A 21,809-nucleotide genomic window follows, 5' to 3' on the forward strand; every position below is an offset into this window, starting at 1 on the left:
ATGAATATTCTTGTCATCAACTGCGGCAGTTCTTCCCTGAAATATCAACTGCTCAATATGAAAGACGACACCGTCATCGCGTCCGGAGTAATTGAACGTATCGGTGAAGAGTTGGGCATCATCACCCAACGATCGAATCCGGCCAAATGGCCTGACACCAAATCAACGGAAAAACTGTTCATTCGAAACCATGAAGCCGCCATGCGCCTGATGGTCGAAAAACTGGTCGGCGAGGAGTGGGGCGTCATCGAATCCCTCAAAGATATCGACGCCATCGGTCATCGAGTGGTTCAAGGTGGAGAGACCTTTTCCACCCCGGAACTGGTGGATGAAAACGTGATCGAAGAAATTCGAGCGAATATTCCGCTGGCTCCACTGCATGCCCCGAACCTGACCGGGATTGAAATCGCCATGGAACTTTTCCCGCACACCCCGCAGGTCACGGTGTTCGATACGGAGTTCCATCAGACCATTCCCAAAAAAGCTTTCATGTATCCAATACCATTAAACCTTTACAAAGAATTGAAAATCCGTAAATACGGATTCCACGGAACGTCACATAAGTATGTCACAAAACGAGCAGCCACACACCTTGGCAAACCAATGGGAAAAACCAATCTCATCACCATCCATTTGGGAAATGGCTGTTCCATGGCTGCGGTCAAAAATGGTCAATGTGCCGATACCACCATGGGACTGACGCCGCTGGCCGGGCTGATGATGGGGACACGGTGCGGCGATGTGGATCCCGCCATTCTCGCTTTTATCGCCAAGCACAAGAAAATGGGCATCGAAGATATCGACACCATGCTCAACAAGAAAAGCGGGCTGTACGGAATTTGCGGGACAAACGATATGCGGGATATTCATGCCGCGCGAGAAAACGGGGATGCCAATGCCCAGCTCGCCTTTGAGATGTTCGCCTATCGGGTCAAGCTGTTCATCGGCGCGTATCTGGCCGTGCTCGGCACCATTGATGCCGTGGTTTTCACGGCGGGAATCGGAGAAAACGACGCCCACGTCAGGGCACTGGCCTGTAAAGGGCTTGAACCACTGGGAATCACAATAGACCAAGAAAAGAATACACTTCGAGAACCGGGAACACGCACGATCAGTGCCGATGACAGCCCCATTTCCATCCTCATTGTCCCCACAAACGAGGAGCTGGAAATTGCGAAGGAAACAATGGCTTTGGTCAATGGTTAACTATATATTTTAGACTAAAACAGTTATACAAAAATGGAGCATGACATGTCCAAGATGAAAACCATGGACGGTAATACCGCCGCTGCCTGGGTTGCCTATGCAATGAGCGAAACGGCCGCCATCTACCCCATCACCCCTTCGTCAACCATGGGCGAAATCGCCGATGAATGGGCCTCGCAAGGCCGCAAAAACATCTTCGGCCACACCCTCAATATACGTCAGCTCCAATCCGAAGCCGGCGCAGCCGGTGCAGTTCACGGTTCCTTGGCCGGTGGCTCATTGACCACCACATTCACGGCATCACAGGGACTTTTGCTCATGATTCCAAACATGTACAAAATTTCTGGAGAACTCAATCCCTGCGTTTTCCACGTCTCCGCTCGTGCGGTCGCGGGCCACGCCCTGTCAATCTTCGGCGATCATCAGGATGTCATGGCCTGTCGCCAGACCGGATTCGCGCTGCTTGCCGCAGCCAGCGTCCAGGAAGTCATGGACCTCTCCCTGGTGGCACATCTGTCCACGGTGGAAGCGTCTGTTCCGTTCGTTTCTTTCTTTGACGGATTCCGGACCTCGCATGAAATCCAGAAAATCGAAACCATCGACTACGACGACATGAAGCCGTTGTTGAACACGGAAAAGCTCGAAGCCTTCCGTTCCCGGGCCATGAACCCGGAACATCCGAACATCCGTGGAACCGCCCAGAACCCGGATATCTACTATCAGGGTCGTGAAGTGGCCAATACCTATTATGACGCCATTCCCGCCATTGTCGAAGAGTACATGGACAAGGTTTCGGCCCTGACCGGTCGCGCATACAAACCGTTCGATTATGTAGGTGCCCCTGACGCCGAACGGGTCATCATTTCCATGGGTTCCTCCTGCGAAACCATTGAAGAAGTGGTCAACCACCTGGTGGCAAACGGCGAAAAGATCGGCCTCATCAAGGTCCGCCTGTACCGTCCGTTCTCGGCCAAGCACTTCCTGTCCGTACTGCCAAAAACAGCGTCCATCGTGTCCGTCCTCGATCGGACCAAAGAACCGGGTGCCCTGGGCGATCCCCTGTATCAGGATATCTGTACTTCGCTGATCGAAAAAGGCGAAGGTCCGAAGGTTCTCGGTGGCCGCTACGGTCTCGGGTCCAAGGAATTCACCCCGGCCATGGTCAAAGCCATTTACGACAACATGGCTGCCGCCACTCCGAAGCAGCACTTCAACGTCGGCATCACTGACGACATCACCAATTCCTCGCTGGACGTGGCCGATGTCCTCGACACCACGCCCAAAGGCACGGTCCAATGCAAATTCTGGGGCCTCGGCTCTGACGGAACCGTTGGTGCAAACAAACAGGCCATCAAGATCATCGGTGACAACACCGACATGTATGCACAGGGATACTTTGCCTACGATTCCAAAAAATCCGGCGGCATCACCATTTCCCATCTGCGTTTCGGCGACGAACCGATCCAGTCCACCTATCTGGTCACGGCCGCTGACTATGTAGCCTGCCATAATCCCAGCTACGTCACTCAATACAACGTACTCGAAGGGATCAAGGATGGCGGCACATTCGTGTTGAACTGTGCCTGGACCGCCGATGAAATCGACGCAAAACTGCCCGCAGCCATGCGTCGAACCATTGCGCGGAAAAATCTCAAATTCTACACCGTTGACGCCGTGAAAATCGCTGGCGAAGTCGGTCTTGGTGGCCGTATCAACATGGTCATGCAGACCGCGTTCTTCAAACTGGCCGACGTCATCCCGTTTGACCAGGCCATCACCCTGCTCAAGAACGGCATCGAAGCCGCGTATGGCAAGAAGGGACCGAAAATCGTCACCATGAACTATGCCGCTGTGGACAAGGCTCCCGACGCGATCGTCAGCATTGACGTTCCCGCAGGTTGGGCAGACCTCGCCGACGATGTGATCGAGGGAAAAGACGAACCGGATTACGTCAAAAACGTGATGCGCCCGATCCTGGCTCAACAGGGCGACAAACTCCCGGTCTCCGTATTCTCGAAAGACGGAACCGCCCCGCTGTCCACGGCAAAATATGAAAAACGTGGCGTGGCCATCATGGTCCCCGAATGGATCGCTGACAACTGCATCCAGTGCAATCAGTGCGCCTTTGTCTGTCCACACTCCGCCCTGCGCCCGGTCCTCGTGACCGAAGACGACACGGCAAAGGCCCCGACCGGTTTCACGACCACGGAAGCCAAGGGCAAGGACGTCAAGGGACTGCGGTACAGAATGCAGGTCAACACCATGGACTGTCTGGGTTGCGGCAACTGCGCCGACATCTGCCCGGCCAAGGACAAGGCGTTGGTCATGAAGCCCCTTGCCACGCAGACCGAAAACCAGGTTCCCAACTTCGACTTCACGGAAACCGTCCCATATGTCGATGCTTTCAAACGTGACACCGTCAAGGGTTCCCAGTTCCGTCAATCCCTGTTGGAATTCTCGGGAGCATGTGCCGGATGTGGCGAAACCCCGTATGTGAAAGTGCTGACCCAACTCTTTGGCGAACGCATGGTCATTGCCAATGCCACGGGTTGCTCCTCGATCTGGGGCGCATCCGCACCATCCACCCCGTATTGCACCAACCGTGACGGTTTTGGTCCGGCATGGGGCAACTCTCTGTTTGAAGACGCCGCCGAATTCGGTTTCGGTATTGAAATGAGTATCTCCAACCGCCGCAACACCTTGATTGAACTGGTTGAAAAAGCCATTGAAGAGACCTCCGGCGATATCAAGGCCACACTCTCCGGTTGGCTCGCCGCCAAGGATGACGCGCAGGAATCCGAAGCATGGGGCGACAAGCTGAAAGAAGCCCTCAAAGGCGAAACCTCTGACCTGCTCGGTGAAATCGCGGACAGGGCCGACCTGTTCACCAAAAAATCCATCTGGATTTTCGGTGGCGACGGCTGGGCCTACGACATCGGCTACGGCGGCGTGGACCATGTCCTCGCATCCGGCGAAGATATCAACATCATGGTACTGGACACCGAGGTGTATTCCAACACCGGCGGGCAGTCTTCCAAGGCCACCCCGCTCGGCTCTATCGCGAAATTCGCGGCCGCAGGCAAAAAGACCGGCAAGAAGGATCTGGGCCGCATGGCCATGACCTATGGCTACGTGTACGTGGCTCAGGTCGCCATGGGTGCCAACAAGCAGCAGTTGCTCAAAGCATTCAAGGAAGCCGAAGCCTACAAGGGTCCGTCCCTGATCATCTGTTACGCGCCCTGCATCAACCAGGGTATCAAAAAGGGCATGGGCAAGACCCAGCTCGAACAGAAACTGGCTGTTGATTCCGGCTACTGGCCGCTCTATCGCTTTGACCCGCAACGAATCGAACAGGGTAAGAACCCCCTGCAAGTCGAATCCAAGGCCCCGGACGGCACCTTGCAGGAATTCCTGTCCGGCGAAAACAGGTACGCCATGCTTGAACGGTTCCACCCGGAACTGTCCAAAGCCTATCGTGCCCAGATCGAAAAGGACTATGAGGAACGGTACGCCACCCTCACCCGTCTGGCCAAAGCGGACTACAGCAAACCAGTCCCCGAAACCGAAGAGCCATGTGCAACCGGCGTTTCCGCCGAAAGCCCCGGCACAGGCGAGACCTGTGACGACGGCAGATAGTCGCAAATAACACGGGAGACACTTTGTGACCGCAACATAAAGATCTCAACTCCTCTAGGACTGACCCGTGTTACGGGCCTCCTGTCATGTGACAGGAGGCCCATTTTTTATCCATAAACTATCTGGTATCCGAACCGATCACGCCCCCAATTCCCGAACCGATCACGCAAAAACACCCCCCATTCCCGAAGGAATGAGGGGTGTCAGTCGTTCTGGGAGATCGTACACGACCCCCGCTGCCACATATGCTGTGCCAAAATCTAGTTGCGAGCCGTGACGGACGTCGCCTGGACTTCGGTATACATGAAATCCTGAACAATCAGACCAGTCACATCAACCTCGGCCTTCATCGCGGCAACCTTGTTCATTTCACCATCGTTCACGTGAACCAGCAGTTCGCCCGTGCCGTCGGAAAAAAGGAAACTCTTGTCGTTGATGACCTTCACAACTTCACCCGTCAAAACCACGTTGGTGTCAATGGCAGACGCCTTGGCTTCGGCCACGGTCAATACCTTGGTCGGTCCGGCAATCGCTGAGGTAACAAACACACATAACAAAAACAGAAAAATCAGACTAAAACGTTTCATGACACTATCCCTTTTTTTATAATTCGCTGTGTAAATCTGAGCACCAAGCCCTTGATAGGTCGACTTCTAACACACTCTATTAAAAAGGCCAGAAAAATCTTTGCTTATAACATATTGATTTTATTCATTTAATGAAAAAACTTTCAAATTTAACTGATTAGTCAATCAATATTTTGGGCAAAATATCACATTCTCGCTCCTCAACGGGCAAAAAACACTCCATGAGCAATTTCAACAAAAACGAAAAAATTCAAAACAAGAAAAACCACCAATCAATACCCAATTCTCGAAAATGTGTGTGGCAAAAATACGGACCAAACATGTCATGATCTGCGACATGTTTGGCATAAACTCAACCGTGACGGACATGAGTCAACCGCGTTTTTCTGCTGCTGCCTCCCGGTATGGAAAACACATTTGAAAAAGAAAGACTCCTCCATAAAAAAAAGACCCTCGCAAACAATTGCAAGGGCCTTACTGCCATTTTCAGCAATAGAGACGGCTGCATCGAAACTGCGACCGTCATCCCTGCTTCGAAATGACTATCCTTTCTTGACGACTGACGTTTTCAACATCATGGAGCCAAATCCTGGAATCTTGCAGGAGATGTCATGAATACCGTCTTCCGGCTCGACCAGTCTGATATTCTTGACTTTCGTCCCCTTTTTGATGGGGGAGGACGCGCCTTTGACCTTCAGATTCTGGGTAATGATAACCGTGTCTCCGTCGACCAACACGTTCCCATTAGCGTCCTTGTAGACTTTTTCAGCCACATCTTCGGCCTGAAATTCACAGCCACATTCCGGACACACTAAAATACTGCCGTCATGATACACATATTCGGATTTGCACTGTGGGCAATTCGGTAAATTTTCCATACGCTCCCAACTGATTGGTGTTATATATTGTTCAAAGTGGGGGGAATACATAAAAGGGGTCCGGGAATCAAATCAAAAAAACGCCATCCTCTTTCGGTCTCGTCCCATTCTGACGCCCTATTTAACCATATATTTGAGATCTGAGGTGGAAGTGGGATAGGCCCACAAAAAATTGGCAAGGGCCGATGCCGAAATGTTGAATTGTATGGCCAAGGCAAAGACATTCACCACCTCGGCGGCATTGTGCCGAAGAATGTGTGCTCCGAGAATCAAATCCGTGTCCGCATCGATCAGCACTTTATAGGCCCCATATTCTTCACCTATCCGTTTGGACGATGGCCAGTCGGTCGTGTCTCCCTGGTTCACTCGATACTTCAACGATTGTTCCCGGGCCGCTTCTTCGGTCAAGCCGACCGAGGCAAGGGTGGGGATGCTGAAAACCGCAGAAGGAACAACCGTCTCATCGACCTCATGCGAATTGCCATGAACGATATTCAGGGCCGCGATCTGCCCTTCCCTATCTGCAACCGGCGCCAGCATATACGGCGTATCCGCACAATCTCCAATAGCGTACACCCTCGGATTACTCACACTCTGCAAGAAAGAATTGACCTCCACGCCCTTGGAAGAAAACGCCACATTGCCCATATTTCCATCAAGCACCGTCAGGTTGGGATGCCGTCCGGTCGCTTCAATAATAAGGTCGGTTTCGATCACGGCTCCCGAAGCGGAATGCACGGAATAGCCGGTCTCGGTTGCCACAATGCGTTCAGGAACCACCCCGAGCTGAACATCAATCCCTGCGGCAGCACTGGCCTTGAGCAAAACCGCAACCAAATCATCTTCAAATGCCCGCAAAGGGCGAGCGGATCGATGCAGGATATGCACGGCAGACGCGCCTCCACGAATGGCCACATGAGCGAATTCAAAGGAAATAAAGCCGCCCCCAATAAAGGTGACTCGCTCAGGCATCTTTTCCATATCAAGAAAATATTCGCTGTCGCGGGCGAGTGCTCCCCCTTCAATCGGCAACTGATTTGGAAGCGATCCCGTGGCGAGCACAATGGTTTTTGCCGTGAGAACCTGACCACCAACCTCGATCTGGTCGTCCGCTCTCATGCGGGCCGTCCCGTTGAAAGTCGTGACACCACTCGCATCCCAATGGGCCTGAGCGGCCTCCGATCGCCCCTGCAAAAATTCGTTTTTCAACCGCTGCAACGCCCCCCAGTTGGTCCGCACCTCCCCTTCAAGCCCACGCCCGAGCAAATGAGACACCGAAGCGACACTCTCTGCGTTACTCACCAAATATTTTTTGGGCTGACATCCCCGCAAGGCACAGGTCCCGCCATATGGACGCTCGTCAACAATGGCAATCGTCATATTCGAATGCTGTTTCAGCCCGGCAACGGCATAGTAGGCAGCAGTACCAGACCCAACAACCACAACATCAAATGCTCTTTTTTTCATATCGATACCCGACTTTCACTGGTCACAACGGAGATATCATAGTCCCTCTCCGTCTTCCGTTTCCCCGCCTCATTCAAAGTATTTTAACGCTATCATGATTTTCTTTAAAAAACAGGGTATGAATCTGACATGACTCCAATTGACAACCAATGTCCTGACCGTATGGGCAAACAACAATGCACAATTAAAACGGTGTCCGTCTCACACAGACACACTCATTTTCACCAAGAGATTTTCATGAAAACACCCCACACGCTCGACACGATATGGTAGCACTTTCCACGCCGTTTTCATGGCTGAAAGCGGCACGAATTCCTTCGCAGACCTATATTTTTCTTCCGTTGTTACTTGGCGAAATCATCGCCCTGAGCACGGGACAGCCTTTCGACGTTTGGACCGTGGTACTTGTCCATCTCTTTGGGCTAACCATTCAGCTCTATATTGTCTTCGCCAATGATTACGCTGATCAGGAGACGGACCGACGCAATATCACCTTCACCCCATTCTCGGGAGGATCTCGGGTACTTGTCGATGGGGACCTGCATCCACACGCCATTCTGACAGCGGCCAGGCTGATGGCGATATGCAGTATAGTCATCGGAAGTGGACTCAGCGTGCGAGGCGAAACGATTTTTCCGGTGTTGCTGGCGGCTGCGGGCGTGGTTTTGCTCTGGATGTACAGCTACCCGCCGATCAAGCTGTCATACAGAGGTGGAGGGGAACTGCTGCAAATGATTGGGGTCGGCGTTGTCCTGCCGCTCATGGGCTACTCGGCCATGACTCAGGGCATCCATCATTTCTCATGGGAGTTTCTGAAGGTCATTCTTCCCACCCAACTGGCGTGCGCCATCGGGACCGCCGTCCCAGACGAGCCATCTGATCGAATCGGTCAAAAAAGGACCATCCCGGTTCTGCTGGGACCAATCGCATCCCGAATACTCGTCATCGCGCTCCACAGCTTGACGGCGGCACAACTCATCGGGCTTTTCCCACCCACGTCCGCCCACCTGTTCGCATGGTTTTCGATAATTTTTCTGACGGCATCCATCCTTGGCCAGCTTTTTTTCATTACCAACAAACCCGGCTCCTCCGGCGTCCTGATTTTCACCCTATTGTCCATCCTGTCCACCCTGACAAGCATGACCATCCTCTGCCTGCATGATTGGTTATGAAGGAAGGGGGCTACAAAATAGAATTGGCCAAAACCCAGATAACGAATCAGGAAAAAATACTCGTCTTATTGCAAGAAATAAACGACCATATCAAGTCAGCCTAACGTTTCAGCACGGCCATCAAAGGGGCCTTACAAGCCAAAGCTAAATAGGAAATAGACCAAGGGTCGGGGTGAAAGCTCCGGCCATTTTTGTTTTGTTTAACCTTGGCATTTTATACACGAAGAAGTATACGAATAACGAACAAATAAACACACGTTTACACGCGACGCGCCCAAAAAAGCAACAAGAGATGAAGCATCTCCTATTGATCTGATCGACGGAGACGACCTCGTTGAGATGCTCAAAAAGCTTCGGCTCGGGGTAAATGTACAAATGGTGGAAGAAGTTGAAGTTGATCGCCAGTGGTTCGAGAACATCTAAATGGTGAGTATGCAAAGATGGCACGGATAAAGTATATCAAGATTGAAAACATCAAAGGAATCAAGAAACAAAATTTTCCATTTGAATTGATTCCCAATAAACCAACAATATTTGTAGCCTCCAATGGTTTCGGTAAATCATCCTTTGCTACGGCTTTCAATGCAATGAATAGAAATCGAATCAAGTTGGAGGAAAACGAGCAGCACGAACTTAACGAAGCCAATCAGCCAATCATAAAAGTCGGATACTCAGAAAATAACCGCGATGTTCAGGAGTTATCAGCAACAAGCGGTTCGAACGAAATATTCAAAGAATTTGACGTTCAAGTCATCAGAAATCCCATCCAGGCAAAGCACACAAAGAAAAACATGGGGAGGTTCACAGCAGTTAGTTCATACATGTGCGTTCCCCCAATTATCTTGATTGACAAAATTCCTAAAAAGCAAAAGTCTCCATACTCCTTCACTAACTGCCGAAGATGGTTTGGTAATAACGGCAAAGTTCTTCCCAACATATCATCTGATCTGAATGATTCGAACTTGGTCAGCCAGATATCCCGAAAGATCGACCTCAGCAAACTAATTCAGGTGAAGCCCACAAAAGCGATCCAAGCACTTCAGTCTGAGATAAACCAACTTAAAGGAACCAAAGGTACTATTATTGGGGCAATCAGCCAGGATCAGATTGATCCTTTAAGAAGTGTCAAGAGGCTCAAAAGACTCGCATTAATTTTGGAAAGATTTGGATCAAGCTATGACACAAAAGCTGAGTACTACCTGTCAGCCATTCAAATCGTACAAACGTTCAAATCAAATGTTAAAGCATTTAAAGCATACTGCAATTATTGCACATACTGCTTTGATGAAGCGAGATTAAAAGAGTCTTTTGAAGTACTCAAACCAACATGGAAGAAGATCAAACCCACAAAAATCAAGGACCAACTGATTCTCGACTTCCCAGAAGCTCAGCACATATCAAACGGAGAAAGAGATATTCTTTGTTTTACGGCAATGCTTATAAAAGCAGGAAGTCGGCTTAACGGAGAAAAATGTATTCTGATCATTGATGAAATATTCGACTACCTTGACGATGCGAACCTTGTATCTGCTCAATATTACCTCACTAAAATGATTAAAAAATTCAAGGAGAATAAGCGCCAGCTATACCCAATCATACTCACCCACCTAAACCCCTGCTACTTTAAAAACTTCTGTTTTAAAGATCAAAAAGTACACTACCTTGAGAAGAAGGATAAACGACATGACCGAAAGGTACATGATCTAATAGTCAAAAGAAGCGACCCATCCGTCAAAGACCATCTCGGGAGACACTACCTCCACTTCCACTCTGCTGACGTTGATCTAACTCAACAGTTTGCAACCCTAGGTCTGGACAGCAGCATATGCACTTCTCAAACTTTCAAACAGCACATATTTAATGAACTCAAAAATTACCTAAGCAACCAAAATTATGATCCGGTTTCAGTTTGTTGTGCTATAAGAGTCAAAATTGAAGAGCTCGTTTACGACCATCTTGACCCTGCCTACCAGCCAAACTTTCTCGACACAAATAAGACTGCTAACAAACTAATTTTTGCTGAAGAAAACGGGTTAAACATACCGAGCCCCTTTTTCCTACTCGGGATAATATACAATGAAGCAATGCATTTCCCGCCAACTCAAGACAATTTTACTCCACTGTTTTCCAAACTGAACAATCAAACCATACGCCATATGATCGAAGAAGTTATCGATTGGCAATTCCAGCAAGGCATTGCATCAAAAACCTGACCCATCCCATTTTCCAAGTAATTCCGAAGTGATAAGTGCATCCAGCCGGAAGCCGCGGCAAAACAGTCCACTCCAGCCCTGCTCGATTACAACTTAAAAACAAAATATGTCCAATGAATATGCCCGGTGATTTCCGGGCTAATACAAAAGAAAAAGCCCTTACACATTCGTGTAAGGGCTTGATCTTTTAGTGGCGGAGCCGACGAGACTCGAACTCGCGGCCTCCGGCGTGACAGGCCGGCGTTATAACCAGCTTAACTACGGCTCCGCACTATATATACAGGGTGTTAAGCAAACCCTCTATGTCAAATTGGTGGGCGCTACAGGGCTCGAACCTGTGACCCTCGCCTTGTAAGGGCGATGCTCTCCCAGCTGAGCTAAGCGCCCGCAGGAAGGGAGTGTTTATCGTGGCTCGCTGCGCTTGTCAATAACTTTTTTCAAAATAATCTAGCGCGTTTCGAGAACTCCTCATCCGCGTTCAGCGAAAGGGATACTGCCCACACAAAGCCTGTTTGTCAATGGGTTTTTTCATTTTTTTTCAATATGACAAATATCCGAAATTCATAGACTATTTGATAGACCACAACAGACGGTTTCCCTTCCGCGACAACCACCCCAAAGGAAGCCCCCGATAGTACAGGCCAACCGGGCCTTTTCCCGATGTCCAACGGACGCTTCGGCCAGTGAAAAGCTGCTCCAAAACCGCGATGTCATCCACATCCAGAATATCCAATTGGCTCTTTTCTGGATGCGAAGGAAGCAGGATTCGAGCAAGGCCACCGGGCAAAAATTTCAGTCGATCGCCCTTGCCTGCCACTTTTCCCAATGGAAATCCCTGCCAACGAACCGTACCCGGCACCCGTTTCAATGCCTGCTCCGGCAGAAAAAACGCCTTGCCACCAAAATTGTACACATCGCCTGCGGGCAAATTTTCCAGACACAGGTGGTCGCCGCCAATCACTCGGGAAAGACGCACCGGAGTTCCTGGCAACTCCCTTTGAACAATCTTCTCGGGAACCAGGGTCTCGACCGACGTTTTCTTGCGGAATCGGGCCAAAAAGAACCCCTGCCCCGCCGAATCTTCGGACACCCGCAAGACGCCGTCCATGCCATCCATGAGCGGCGCGCCAAACACGAAGCCCTCCGGCTCGGACAACGGCTCCAACTCAAGGTCCAGCGTTTCCAACGCCCATGCCACCTGTTCCTCGTTCTCCTCGATGTTTGTGGTGCAGGTCGAATATAATACCACGCCGCCGGGTCGCAGCAGTCCTGCCGCCTTTTCAAGCAAGACTTTTTGCAACGCGATCAGCGGAGCGGTCTTGGTCCCGGACCAAACATCCATGACCTTGGGATTCTTGTCTGCCGTGCCCCATCCGCTGCACGGGGGGTCCAGTTGAATGTATTCCCAAGACTGTTCCGGGAACGGCAAATCCTGCGCCATGGCCTTGGCAGTCACCGCGTTGATGGACCCGGTCCGCCGCAGATTCGCCCGCAAGGTTCCAAGTCGGTCCGCAGACGGCTCCGACGCGAACACGAAACCGTGAGGACCGACCAGTCGGGACAGAAGACTCGTCTTGCTACCGGGAGCAGAGCACATGTCCAGCACGCTCGCACCCTTTGGCGGAGCCAGAGTCAGGGGTGGAAGCATGGAAGACCTGTCTTGAATATATATCAATCCGAACCGGGACGCCAAACTTTCACCCAAAGGAAATGGTTCATGGGTCAATTTTCGGGCACCGGCAAAAAACGGCTCGGGTTCAAAGGCAAATCCTTGGGCGACAAGCAGACTTTCCACAAGCGGAATGGCGGTGTCGTCGCACACAAGGCGAAATGTTCGTCCAAACGTGGGCATACAAACTCCTGGGCGGTTAGCGGGTCATTCTCGAATGACTGACCAATTTTTCGAATGCAGCCATACCGGCTTCCGTGCGACCTATCAAGCTCCTTGCGCTTTGCATACCGGGACGGAAACTGGTACAAGGTTCTGCCGTACTGTCTGGCACGGTACCCTAAAAACGACATCTGTACCGAATATCACCATTCCTCGGAGGAATATATGACCCATCGACGTATTATCACCGCCTGTCTCGCTCTCATGGCGACCATGCTTCTGGCTGCTCCGGCCCTGGCCTCGGGAGCCAAGACCTTCGCTGTTGTCCCATTCACGTACAATGGTCCGCAAAAATATTCCTATTTCCCCAAGGCCTTTCAGGCCAGTCTGGAAAGCGATTTGGAATGGTTGGGACAGGTCGAACCCACCGACAAGAACATGTCGGATATCACAACGCCGTCCAACAAAGCCGACGCGCTCAACTCGCTGCGGGGGCACGGTCTTGATTATCTCGTCTTTGGCGATATCGCGATTCTCGGAAAAAACGCCCATATCAAGATGGAAGTGGTGAGTGAAGACGGCAAGTCCTGGGTACAAAAAGGCGAAATGGGACTGGATGCAATCACGACCTGGCTGGACGGACAGAGCAAGACCATTCAAGGCGATGTCTTCAATCGTCCGGGCTACGGCACCACACAGGCGGTCATGGACAAGGAAATAGATGTCGAAAAGCCGAAAACGCCCATGTCCTCCGCAATCATTCCGGCTGACGGAGGCGGATACACGCAGGACAACCTGAACCCGCAGTTCCGCTATGAAGGTGGCACCAGCACCGCCGGACGATGGAGAAGTCAGGCCATGCGCTATTCCTCATATGGAATGTATGTGGCTGACGGAGACGCCGACGGCCAAAACGAAGTTTTCATTCTCCAGAAATCCGCCCTGTCCGCCTATCGGTTCAAGGACGGCAAGCTGCAACATCTGTCCACTTTCAAACTGCCGGCCAACGTCATGAGTGTACGGCTCGAAGTGGCTGATCTCAACAGGGACGGCCTGCCCGAATTCATCGTCGGCGGCTATCAATTCGAATCACAATACGGCATCAAGGCCCCGAACGGCCAGCCCCGATCAAGCATCCTGTCCTTTGAAGGCGGCAAGTTCAAATATGTCGTCAAAAAATACAGCAAATTTCTCGGTATTCTGCGCATCCCGCCGACATACATGCCCATTCTGGTCGCCCAGAAAAAAGGCCAACGGTACCTGTTCGACAAATACATGTATGAAGCCTTTGTCAAAGGGGATTCCATTTCCCTGGGACAACGCATTCAGGCACCGCCCTTCGGCTCTGTCTATAATATGACATACCTGCCACAGGAACTCGGTTACAATTATGTGATTCTGAGCAACAAGAACAAGCTCGTCACATACAGCCAGACCATGGAACGACTCAACGAGTCCGACGCGACCTTCAACAGCTCCGGGGTGGTCATTCCCACCGCCGACAAGATGGTGGGCATGGGGCCCGGCGTGACCGAAGAACGGATCATGAACTACAATGTGCCTATCAGGATGATAACCGCACCGCTCACGACCAAGAAATACGAACTGCTGATCAACAAGGATCTGTCGGCGTCCGCACAGGTCTTCAACAGCTATCACTACTTCACTCAGGGTGAAATTCACTCTCTGGTCTGGGACGGCGTGGGAATGAATCTCGCGTGGAAAACCCGTCGCATCAAGGGACAGGTCTCCGACATCGCACTGGCCGACCTGAACAATGACGGCAACAAGCAGTTGTGTGTTCTGGTCAACACCTTTGCCGGAATCGGCTACGGCAACCGGAAAACCGTGGTCGTGGCATACGATCTAAACCTGCAATAAATAACGATTGTCACACGAAAGGCTATCACCCGCATGAACACAAGGAGAGCAATGCGTAAATTTGTACGACTGACAGGGGCCGGTTTTTTGCTGGCCTGCCTGATGAGTGTTTCGGCTCTGGCCGGGACCACGTTGACCTATGCGAACTTCCCGCCCGCTCCGACATTCCCCTGTGTCCAAATGGAACAGTGGAAAGCCGAAGTCGAGAAGCGAACCAACGGGGCTCTCGCCATCCAGACATTTCCCGGGTCCACCCTGTTGGGTGCAAAGAACATGCTCAGAGGTGTTCAAACAGGTCAGGCTGATATCGGATGTATTTCCACATCCTATTATCCCGGCGTGTTTCCCCTCATCTCCGTGGTCAACCTGCCGGTGGCGTTCACATCCACCGAGGTGGCCAGCAAGGTCATGTGGGACCTGTTTCAAAAATACCAGCCGGATGAGTTCAAGAATGTCAAAGTCCTGACCGTCTTCACGTCGGCCCCGTCCCACATCATGAGCACGGTGGCCGTCAAGCAACTTTCGGACCTCAAGGGACTGGAGCTTCGCGCTTCTGGCTCCATCTTGAAGATATTGAACGGCCTTGGCGCGCAAGGTGTGGGAATGCCCATGTCGCAAACCCCGGAAGCCTTGCAAAAAGGCATCGTCAAAGGGCTTGTCTCGTCATACGATGTCCTGAAAGACCTGAACTTTGCCGAGCAGTGTCAGTACGAAACCGTCACCAACCTGCCAGTGTATCCGTTCGTCGTCATCATGAACAAGGCCCGCTGGGAATCCCTGCCTGCCGAAACCCAAAAGACGCTCGACAAACTCAGCCGGGAACAGGCCATCTGGACCGGGCAATATCTGGACGACTACACCACCAAGGCCCTTGCCTGGGCCAAGGGAAAATATCAGGTGGATGTTTTTACCCTGACGGACGCGGAATACGCCGAAATCAGAAAACAGGGCGAACCGCTCATCGCCGCCTGGAAAGCCGACGCCATCGAGGCCGGACTTGATGCAGAAGCCATTCTGGCAGAAATGCTCGCGCTCAAGGCGAAATACGAAACGGATTAACACGAACAACACACGCCCCTGTCACACGACGGGGGCGTTTTTTTTGAGAAAGACATGATAGACACTCTCGATACAATCAGTGGCATTATCGCCAAAATTCTCGCGGCATTAGCCGGAACATTCCTTGTGGCCATGATGCTTCTGGCCTGTGCGAACATGATTTTGCGCGCGGTCTGGGCACCGCTACAGGGGACCTTCGAACTGATGGGATTCATGGGCGCGGTGGTGGCCACCTTTTCACTGGCTTTTGCCCAACGCAAGAAAGCCCATATTGCCGTCGGTATCCTGCTGGCCCGATTCCCGGCCCCAGTTCGACGGTTGACCGATGCGGCCACCAGTACCTGTTCCTGCATCTTCTTTCTCCTGGCAGGCGTGGAGACATGGAAATGGGCCGCATTTCTGGTCCAAACCAACGAGGTTTCCGAAACACTTCAGATCATCTATCATCCATTCGTGTTTGCCGCCTCGGCCGGGTGTCTGGCCCTGGCCTTTGTACTGGCTGTTGATACGCTGAAAATCCTGACTGCGGAAAAGGTGGCGTAATGGACCCGATCACCATCGGCATCGTGGGCACCGTAGTGCTCCTCATTGCCATTTTTCTCTTCCGTATTCCTGTGGGATTCGCCATGGGCATCATCGGCTTCGTCGGTTTTGCCACCATCTTGAACTGGAACGCGGCCACCGGAATGCTGGGCACGGAATTGTGGAATGTCTTTTCCAAATACGGATTGACCGTTGTCCCGCTTTTCATTCTCATGGGGCAAATCTGTTTCTATTCCGGGGTCAATGAACGGTTATACAAATCCGCTTATGCCTGGATGGGCGAAATTCGCGGCGGCATCGCCATGACGACGGTTCTGGCCTGTGCCGGATTCGCAGCCATCTGCGGGTCCAATTCGGCCACGGCAGCCACCATGTCCACGGTGGCCCTGCCCGAAATGAAAAAGTTCAGATACAGCCCAATTCTCTCCACCGGCGTGATCGCGGCCGGGGCCACGCTTGGCGTGGTCATCCCCCCGTCCGTCGTCCTCATCATCATCGGGCTGCAAACCAGTCAGTCCATTGCCCAGCTCTTTGTGGGCGGCATGGTCCCGGGCGTTCTCTTGACCGTCCTTTTTCTCGGCACCATCTGGTATCTCTGCAAAAAAAATCCGGATTGGGGTCCGGCCGGACCGGCCACCACGTTTTCGGAAAAGCTCAAATCCCTGCCCGGATCAATTGAAATGGTCATCCTGTTCTTTCTGGTCATGGGAGGCCTGTTCCTCGGCTTTTTCACCCCCACGGAAGCCGGAGCGGCCGGAGCGGGATTGTCCCTGCTCATCGCCACGATCTCAGGAAAAATGTCATGGAAAAAATTCCAACTGGCCGTCAATGATTCCCTCAAGATTTCCTGCATGATTATGGTCATCATGCTCGGCGCAGTCATCTTTGGCCGTTTTCTGGCCATCACTCGCTTGCCGTTCGAGGCCGCCGGATGGGTCGCAGGGCTTCCCATCCCTCCCATGGTCATCATCGGCGTCATCTGCCTGATCTACGTCATCGGCGGCATGGTCATGGACGCGCTCGCCCTGTTGCTGGTGACCATCCCGATCTTTTTCCCGGTGGTCACGGCCATGGGATACGACCCGCTCTGGTTCGGCGTGCTCATCACCGTGGTCACAACCCTCGGAGCCATCACTCCTCCCGTGGGGGTCAACACCTTCATCGTGGCGTCCATGGCGAAAGATGTACCCATGACCGATGTCTTCAAAGGGGTCTCCTACTTTGTCGCCGCCTATGTCCTGTGTGTCGCGCTCCTGATGCTCTTCCCTGACCTGGTGACATTCCTGCCCAGACTGATGCAATAATCCGGGAGCACACCTTTTGTCCGGGTACGGACACCTTTGCTTCGGCTGCACCTTGCCAACACGGCTGGTCAACCGATACACTTGAAGCATGGCTGCCCCATTCTTGAAAAAACTGGCGAAATGGTCGCTGCTCATCACACCGTGGCTGCTCGTCCTCGTGCTGGCAACCGGTTGGGTGCTGACATCCTTTGCACCGAGGTATCTGGAAAACGAAATTCCCCGGGTCATTTCGGCGATGGGCGTGGATATCACCGAGTTTCGCATCAACCACGCCGGTCTGTTTTCTGCGGACCTCGGCCCGGTCCAAATCGGGACAGGCCCGACAGCCGTCACCTTCGCCTCGGTTCACCTGACGTACACACCAACGTCGTTGAAAGCCAAACGCGTGTCCGCCATCGAACTGGACGGGATCAGCCTGACCTGTTCGTATGAAAATGGCCGTCTCTCCCTGCCCATACTCGACCTGTTGCCGCAATCCGAATCGTCCGACACCACTGATGCCACGCTTCCCGATCTGCCGTTTGAGACGTTGACCATCCGAAACGGTACACTGCATTGTTCCATCAATGGAACTCCGCTGTCCGTCCCCTTTGAAGCCACCCTGACTCCGGGAAAAACCATGCGCACATCCCTGCGCATCCGCCCTCGCGACCAGATGGTGAATCTCTCCGGAGAACTCGGACCGACCCTGAATGATCTCGCGCTCTCCATCCAGACCAACGAATTCCATTTGGGACCATTCTCCGACTTTTTCCCGATCCCCATAGCCGGACAGGTGGACCTCGACCTCACCGGCCACATGGATCGAGCGCGTCCCGATTCCCTGACCGCCGAATTCACCCTGACATCCCGGGAAAACGATCTTTCCGGACTGGGAATCAAACTGGTCGAGACCGCAGCCCTGTCTCTCTCCGGCACCATGACAAACCACACGATCACCTTTTCCATGAAGCCCGTATCCGTGGCAGCCCCTCTGCCCGTCACGGCCGCGATTCAATCGGGCACGATCAGCCCGAATTCCCTATTCGCCCAATTCACCCTGGCCGGAGCTGGCGTTGAAATGGGCGGACGATTCGAGGCCGACAAACTCCCGGACAACCCGCACGGACTCTGGGATGTGGCCCTGACCGCCGCCAATCCTGATGACATGACCATTGAAACGGCGGGGCGCATCATCCATCTGGCTGGATTCATTTTTTCACTGCGGGGAACGGCAGGACCGGACACCGCAGACGTGGTACTCGACTGCGGCACTCGCGGCGCGGGTCTGGGCACGACCTCGATACGGACCGGGAAAATGCGCGTGACCTTGCCGCTGGCGTGGCCCGTTCCCACACGCCATACCCCGGGTCGAATGACGCTCTCCTCCGTTCGTCTCGGAGACCGCACACTCGGCAACCTGACGGGCACAGTCCGCCAGCAGGGAACCGATCTGGCCTATTCCGGCACCCTGTCCACCCGGTTGTTGCCGAATCTGCGTATTCCGTTTTCCGGGCACAGCTCCATGATCAGCAACCGGAACTTGTTGAATTTCGGGATAGAGAACTACACCCTTCCCACCGGATTTTCACCGGGGAGTCTGGTCCCGGAACTCAATGAAATCATCCTGACCGGCACACTCAATGCGGACGGGTCCATTTCCATGAACAAGGACGGCATTCACAGCCGACTCTCAGGAAATTTCTCCAACGGCGAACTGACCGTGCAAGAAGGCACCACCTCCATGACCGGCATCCGGCTGTCATTCGCCACGCCGGATCTGCTCTCCATGCGCAGCGCACCGGCCCAGACCCTTTCCTTTGACACACTTCAAGCCGGAGCCATCCTCATTCGCAATGGCCAAATCATGTACCAGCTCGAACCCGAAGGCGTGATCCTGGTGGAACAGGCCCGTTTCAATTGGGCCGGGGGACACGTGTCCAGCCGGGCATTCAGGGTGGTGCCGAAATCCGACGCATATGATGTGACCATGTTCTGCTCGGAACTCAAGTTGTCGGAAATTCTCTCCCAACTCGGATTGGCCGAGGCACAGGGGGAAGCCGCCATGTCCGGGGAACTGCCCATCACCTGGCGCGATGGAAAACTTTCGTTCAACAGTGGATTCCTCCACTCCACACCGGGACAGGGGGGGACCATCCGAGTCCGCGCCATGGACAACCTGGTGGCCGCCATTCCCGAAGGCACCCCTCAACGAGGACACATCGAATTGGCACAGGCCGCAGTGCGGGATTTCGAATACAAATGGGTTCGCATCAAGGCGGACACTGTCGGTGAAGACCTGCTGGTCCGCCTGTCCGTGGATGGCAAGCCCGCCGGGACACTGCCCTTTGTCTACAAACGAGAATTCGGCGGATTCATGCGCGTCACCGGCGACGTCAAAGGCTCGAATTTTCAGGGACTCCGTCTGGACGTCAATTTCAGCGTGCCCCTGGATCGTATTTTACTGTATAAAGACATCATGAACGTACTTGAATAGGGAGACACAGCAATGAAACCGAAACTCATGACGTTGGCGATATGTGGACTGTTTGTGGCCCTCTGGGGCTGTTCCACAAGCCACAAGGTCGAAGTCGCACCAGTGGAGGTCAAACCCATCCACATCACCATTGACGTCAACGTCAAGGTGGACAAGGAACTGGACGACTTCTTTTCTGACATCGACGAAACCCCTGTCGCCACACCGGAGGCACCCAATGCGCAATAACACACGACTCATCATCCTCACGGCCCTTGTTGTCTGCCTGGTGGGCAGCGTCGCTTTCGCCGGTCCGCTCAAGGACCGTATCATGGCCCGAAAACCGGCCGTTGCCGCCCTGCTCGCTGACGGAACCGTCGGCGAAAACAATCAGGGACTCCTCGAGTTCAGAGGCCCCCGAAAACAGGCTGACGTGGTCGCGGCGGAGAACAAGGATCGCACCACCGTGTATCAGGCCATTGCCAAGAAAACCGGCACTTCACCACAAGTGGTTGGCCAACGCCGTGCGGCCAAGGTCGCTCAATCCGCCCGACCCGGGACATGGATTCAAGACGCAAACGGACGCTGGTCCACCAAATAATTCATCCATCAAACGACAGGGCGGCGATATGGCATCTCGACATATCGCCGCCTTCGCTTTAGGTTCTCCCCATGCCAAAAGCTCAATTCATCACGGTGTCCGACGCCGAATCCGGTCAGAAACTCCTGCAATATCTCGAACGACGGTTAACCGGAGACGTTCCGAAATCCGCCATCCAGAAATGGATTCGCAAGGGACAGGTCCGCGTGGACAAGGGGCGCAAGAAGCCCTTTGACCGAATAACCGCCGGGCAAATCGTCCGAATCCCTCCCTACACTCCAGGTGCAATCTCGGCCACGGTGACGACCGGCACACTCAAGATCGTGCATGAAGACGAATCCATCATGGCCATCGCCAAACCCGCCGGATTGGCGGCCCATGGCGGGGACAAGATCACGGATTCCGTCACGGCCCGATTGCGGTCCAGCCATGCGGACGCCGCATTCATGCCGACACTGGCCCACCGGCTGGATAGGGATACCTCGGGCCTGCTGCTCGCGGCCAAGACGTATGAAGCCCTGCGAACGCTCAACGACTGTTTTGCTGCGGGAAAAGTGGGCAAGCTCTACCTTGCCTGGGTTCAGGGAATATGGGCCGAAAAAGGCACCGTGCTTTTGGAAGACCGTCTGGGAAAAAACGGCGCACCCGGACAGGAGAAGGTCCACACCGGCACGGGGAAAACCGCCAAGGCCCTGGTCACGGGGCTGATTTCGAACCATGCACACAGTCTTGTCGCCATCCAGTTGCTCACCGGACGAACCCACCAGATTCGGGTCCAACTGGCCGCACGCAATCACCCGGTGTGCGGCGATCACAAATACGGACAGTCCAAAAAACGCACGACCATGCGACTGCATTGCGCGGCCATGCGCGTCATGAAGACGACCATCACCCTTGCCCCAAACTGGTCCGGCTCATGGGACGTCCCATCTGATATCTTTAAACAGGCCTTATGCCTGTTGGACGACGCGTGACC

The 21,809-nt window shown here is 53.1% G+C and carries 16 protein-coding genes and 2 tRNA genes; 12 read left to right on the top strand and 6 right to left on the bottom strand.

Going from position 1 to position 21,809, the window contains the following annotated elements; all coding sequences use genetic code 11:
- Together GO013_RS04080 and nifJ are read left to right on the top strand one after the other, a co-directional pair.
- Complete coding sequence (locus GO013_RS04080) at nucleotides 1-1,206, top strand: acetate kinase (protein WP_163808779.1); 1,206 nt, start codon at nucleotides 1-3, stop codon at nucleotides 1,204-1,206.
- A gap of 45 nt (nucleotides 1,207-1,251) precedes the next feature.
- A complete protein-coding gene (gene nifJ / locus GO013_RS04085; RefSeq protein WP_163808780.1) occupies nucleotides 1,252-4,842 on the top strand; it encodes a pyruvate:ferredoxin (flavodoxin) oxidoreductase in 3,591 nt (1,196 codons plus the stop codon).
- Between the two features lie 260 nt (nucleotides 4,843-5,102).
- Here the strand turns inward: nifJ and GO013_RS04090 are convergent, their stop codons facing one another.
- From GO013_RS04090 to GO013_RS04100, 3 genes are all read right to left on the bottom strand, one after another.
- A complete protein-coding gene (locus tag GO013_RS04090; protein ID WP_163808781.1) occupies nucleotides 5,103-5,429 on the bottom strand; it encodes a NirD/YgiW/YdeI family stress tolerance protein in 327 nt (108 codons plus the stop codon).
- 542 nt (nucleotides 5,430-5,971) lie between these two features.
- Nucleotides 5,972-6,307, bottom strand: coding sequence for a zinc ribbon domain-containing protein YjdM (locus GO013_RS04095; RefSeq protein WP_163808782.1), 336 nt, complete (start codon nucleotides 6,305-6,307; stop codon nucleotides 5,972-5,974).
- 117 nt (nucleotides 6,308-6,424) lie between these two features.
- Complete coding sequence (locus GO013_RS04100; RefSeq protein ID WP_163808783.1) at nucleotides 6,425-7,774, bottom strand: NAD(P)/FAD-dependent oxidoreductase; 1,350 nt, start codon at nucleotides 7,772-7,774, stop codon at nucleotides 6,425-6,427.
- 266 nt (nucleotides 7,775-8,040) lie between these two features.
- Between GO013_RS04100 and GO013_RS04105 the strand changes: the two genes are divergently transcribed.
- Nucleotides 8,041-8,946: a prenyltransferase gene (locus tag GO013_RS04105; RefSeq protein ID WP_163808784.1), complete on the top strand. Its 906-nt coding sequence runs from the start codon at nucleotides 8,041-8,043 to the stop codon at nucleotides 8,944-8,946.
- Nucleotides 8,947-9,386: 440 nt separating this feature from the next.
- The gene (locus GO013_RS04110; protein ID WP_163808785.1) at nucleotides 9,387-11,159 is read left to right on the top strand and encodes a hypothetical protein; all 1,773 of its coding nucleotides are present in this window, start codon (nucleotides 9,387-9,389) and stop codon (nucleotides 11,157-11,159) included.
- 191 nt (nucleotides 11,160-11,350) lie between these two features.
- Here GO013_RS04110 and GO013_RS04115 read toward each other — a convergent pair.
- From GO013_RS04115 to GO013_RS04125, 3 genes are all read right to left on the bottom strand, one after another.
- A tRNA-Asp gene (locus GO013_RS04115) sits at nucleotides 11,351-11,427 on the bottom strand.
- Between the two features lie 43 nt (nucleotides 11,428-11,470).
- Nucleotides 11,471-11,546, bottom strand: a tRNA-Val gene (locus GO013_RS04120).
- A gap of 181 nt (nucleotides 11,547-11,727) precedes the next feature.
- Nucleotides 11,728-13,011, bottom strand: coding sequence for an RsmB/NOP family class I SAM-dependent RNA methyltransferase (locus tag GO013_RS04125; RefSeq protein WP_163808786.1), 1,284 nt, complete (start codon nucleotides 13,009-13,011; stop codon nucleotides 11,728-11,730).
- A gap of 204 nt (nucleotides 13,012-13,215) precedes the next feature.
- Here GO013_RS04125 and GO013_RS04130 point away from each other — a divergent pair, with 204 nt between their 5' ends.
- The 8 genes from GO013_RS04130 (at nucleotide 13,216) to GO013_RS04165 (ending at nucleotide 21,807) form a co-directional block, all read left to right on the top strand.
- Nucleotides 13,216-14,871 (top strand): VCBS repeat-containing protein, encoded by a 1,656-nt coding sequence (locus GO013_RS04130; RefSeq protein WP_163808787.1) that lies wholly within the window; start codon nucleotides 13,216-13,218, stop codon nucleotides 14,869-14,871.
- 51 nt (nucleotides 14,872-14,922) lie between these two features.
- A complete protein-coding gene (locus GO013_RS04135; protein WP_163808788.1) occupies nucleotides 14,923-15,930 on the top strand; it encodes a TRAP transporter substrate-binding protein in 1,008 nt (335 codons plus the stop codon).
- Between the two features lie 54 nt (nucleotides 15,931-15,984).
- A complete protein-coding gene (locus GO013_RS04140; RefSeq protein WP_163808789.1) occupies nucleotides 15,985-16,473 on the top strand; it encodes a TRAP transporter small permease in 489 nt (162 codons plus the stop codon).
- Complete coding sequence (locus GO013_RS04145; protein WP_163808790.1) at nucleotides 16,473-17,777, top strand: TRAP transporter large permease; 1,305 nt, start codon at nucleotides 16,473-16,475, stop codon at nucleotides 17,775-17,777. The genes GO013_RS04140 and GO013_RS04145 overlap by 1 nt, the downstream gene beginning before the upstream one ends.
- A gap of 88 nt (nucleotides 17,778-17,865) precedes the next feature.
- Complete coding sequence (locus tag GO013_RS04150; RefSeq protein ID WP_163808791.1) at nucleotides 17,866-20,253, top strand: YdbH domain-containing protein; 2,388 nt, start codon at nucleotides 17,866-17,868, stop codon at nucleotides 20,251-20,253.
- A gap of 12 nt (nucleotides 20,254-20,265) precedes the next feature.
- Nucleotides 20,266-20,481 (top strand): YnbE family lipoprotein, encoded by a 216-nt coding sequence (locus GO013_RS04155; protein WP_163808792.1) that lies wholly within the window; start codon nucleotides 20,266-20,268, stop codon nucleotides 20,479-20,481.
- Nucleotides 20,471-20,833 carry a YdbL family protein gene (locus GO013_RS04160; protein WP_163808793.1) on the top strand — a complete coding sequence of 121 codons (363 nt, stop codon included), beginning with the start codon at nucleotides 20,471-20,473 and terminating at the stop codon, nucleotides 20,831-20,833. The genes GO013_RS04155 and GO013_RS04160 overlap by 11 nt, the downstream gene beginning before the upstream one ends.
- Nucleotides 20,834-20,904: 71 nt before the next feature.
- Nucleotides 20,905-21,807, top strand: a complete 903-nt coding sequence (locus GO013_RS04165; RefSeq protein ID WP_163808794.1) for an RluA family pseudouridine synthase — start codon at nucleotides 20,905-20,907, stop codon at nucleotides 21,805-21,807.
- Nucleotides 21,808-21,809: the final 2 nt, after the last annotated feature.

Source organism: Pseudodesulfovibrio sp. JC047 (genome assembly GCF_010468615.1).
GTDB lineage: Bacteria > Desulfobacterota > Desulfovibrionia > Desulfovibrionales > Desulfovibrionaceae > Pseudodesulfovibrio.

Coding starts and splice junctions, on each gene's coding strand:
- GO013_RS04080 (WP_163808779.1), top strand. CDS start 1: ATGAATATTCTTGTCATCAACTGCGGCAGTTCTTCCCTGAAATATCAA.
- nifJ (WP_163808780.1), top strand. CDS start 1,252: ATGTCCAAGATGAAAACCATGGACGGTAATACCGCCGCTGCCTGGGTT.
- GO013_RS04090 (WP_163808781.1), bottom strand. CDS start 5,429: ATGAAACGTTTTAGTCTGATTTTTCTGTTTTTGTTATGTGTGTTTGTT.
- GO013_RS04095 (WP_163808782.1), bottom strand. CDS start 6,307: ATGGAAAATTTACCGAATTGCCCACAGTGCAAATCCGAATATGTGTAT.
- GO013_RS04100 (WP_163808783.1), bottom strand. CDS start 7,774: ATGAAAAAAAGAGCATTTGATGTTGTGGTTGTTGGGTCTGGTACTGCT.
- GO013_RS04105 (WP_163808784.1), top strand. CDS start 8,041: ATGGTAGCACTTTCCACGCCGTTTTCATGGCTGAAAGCGGCACGAATT.
- GO013_RS04110 (WP_163808785.1), top strand. CDS start 9,387: ATGGCACGGATAAAGTATATCAAGATTGAAAACATCAAAGGAATCAAG.
- GO013_RS04125 (WP_163808786.1), bottom strand. CDS start 13,011: ATGCCCACGTTTGGACGAACATTTCGCCTTGTGTGCGACGACACCGCC.
- GO013_RS04130 (WP_163808787.1), top strand. CDS start 13,216: ATGACCCATCGACGTATTATCACCGCCTGTCTCGCTCTCATGGCGACC.
- GO013_RS04135 (WP_163808788.1), top strand. CDS start 14,923: ATGCGTAAATTTGTACGACTGACAGGGGCCGGTTTTTTGCTGGCCTGC.
- GO013_RS04140 (WP_163808789.1), top strand. CDS start 15,985: ATGATAGACACTCTCGATACAATCAGTGGCATTATCGCCAAAATTCTC.
- GO013_RS04145 (WP_163808790.1), top strand. CDS start 16,473: ATGGACCCGATCACCATCGGCATCGTGGGCACCGTAGTGCTCCTCATT.
- GO013_RS04150 (WP_163808791.1), top strand. CDS start 17,866: ATGGCTGCCCCATTCTTGAAAAAACTGGCGAAATGGTCGCTGCTCATC.
- GO013_RS04155 (WP_163808792.1), top strand. CDS start 20,266: ATGAAACCGAAACTCATGACGTTGGCGATATGTGGACTGTTTGTGGCC.
- GO013_RS04160 (WP_163808793.1), top strand. CDS start 20,471: ATGCGCAATAACACACGACTCATCATCCTCACGGCCCTTGTTGTCTGC.
- GO013_RS04165 (WP_163808794.1), top strand. CDS start 20,905: ATGCCAAAAGCTCAATTCATCACGGTGTCCGACGCCGAATCCGGTCAG.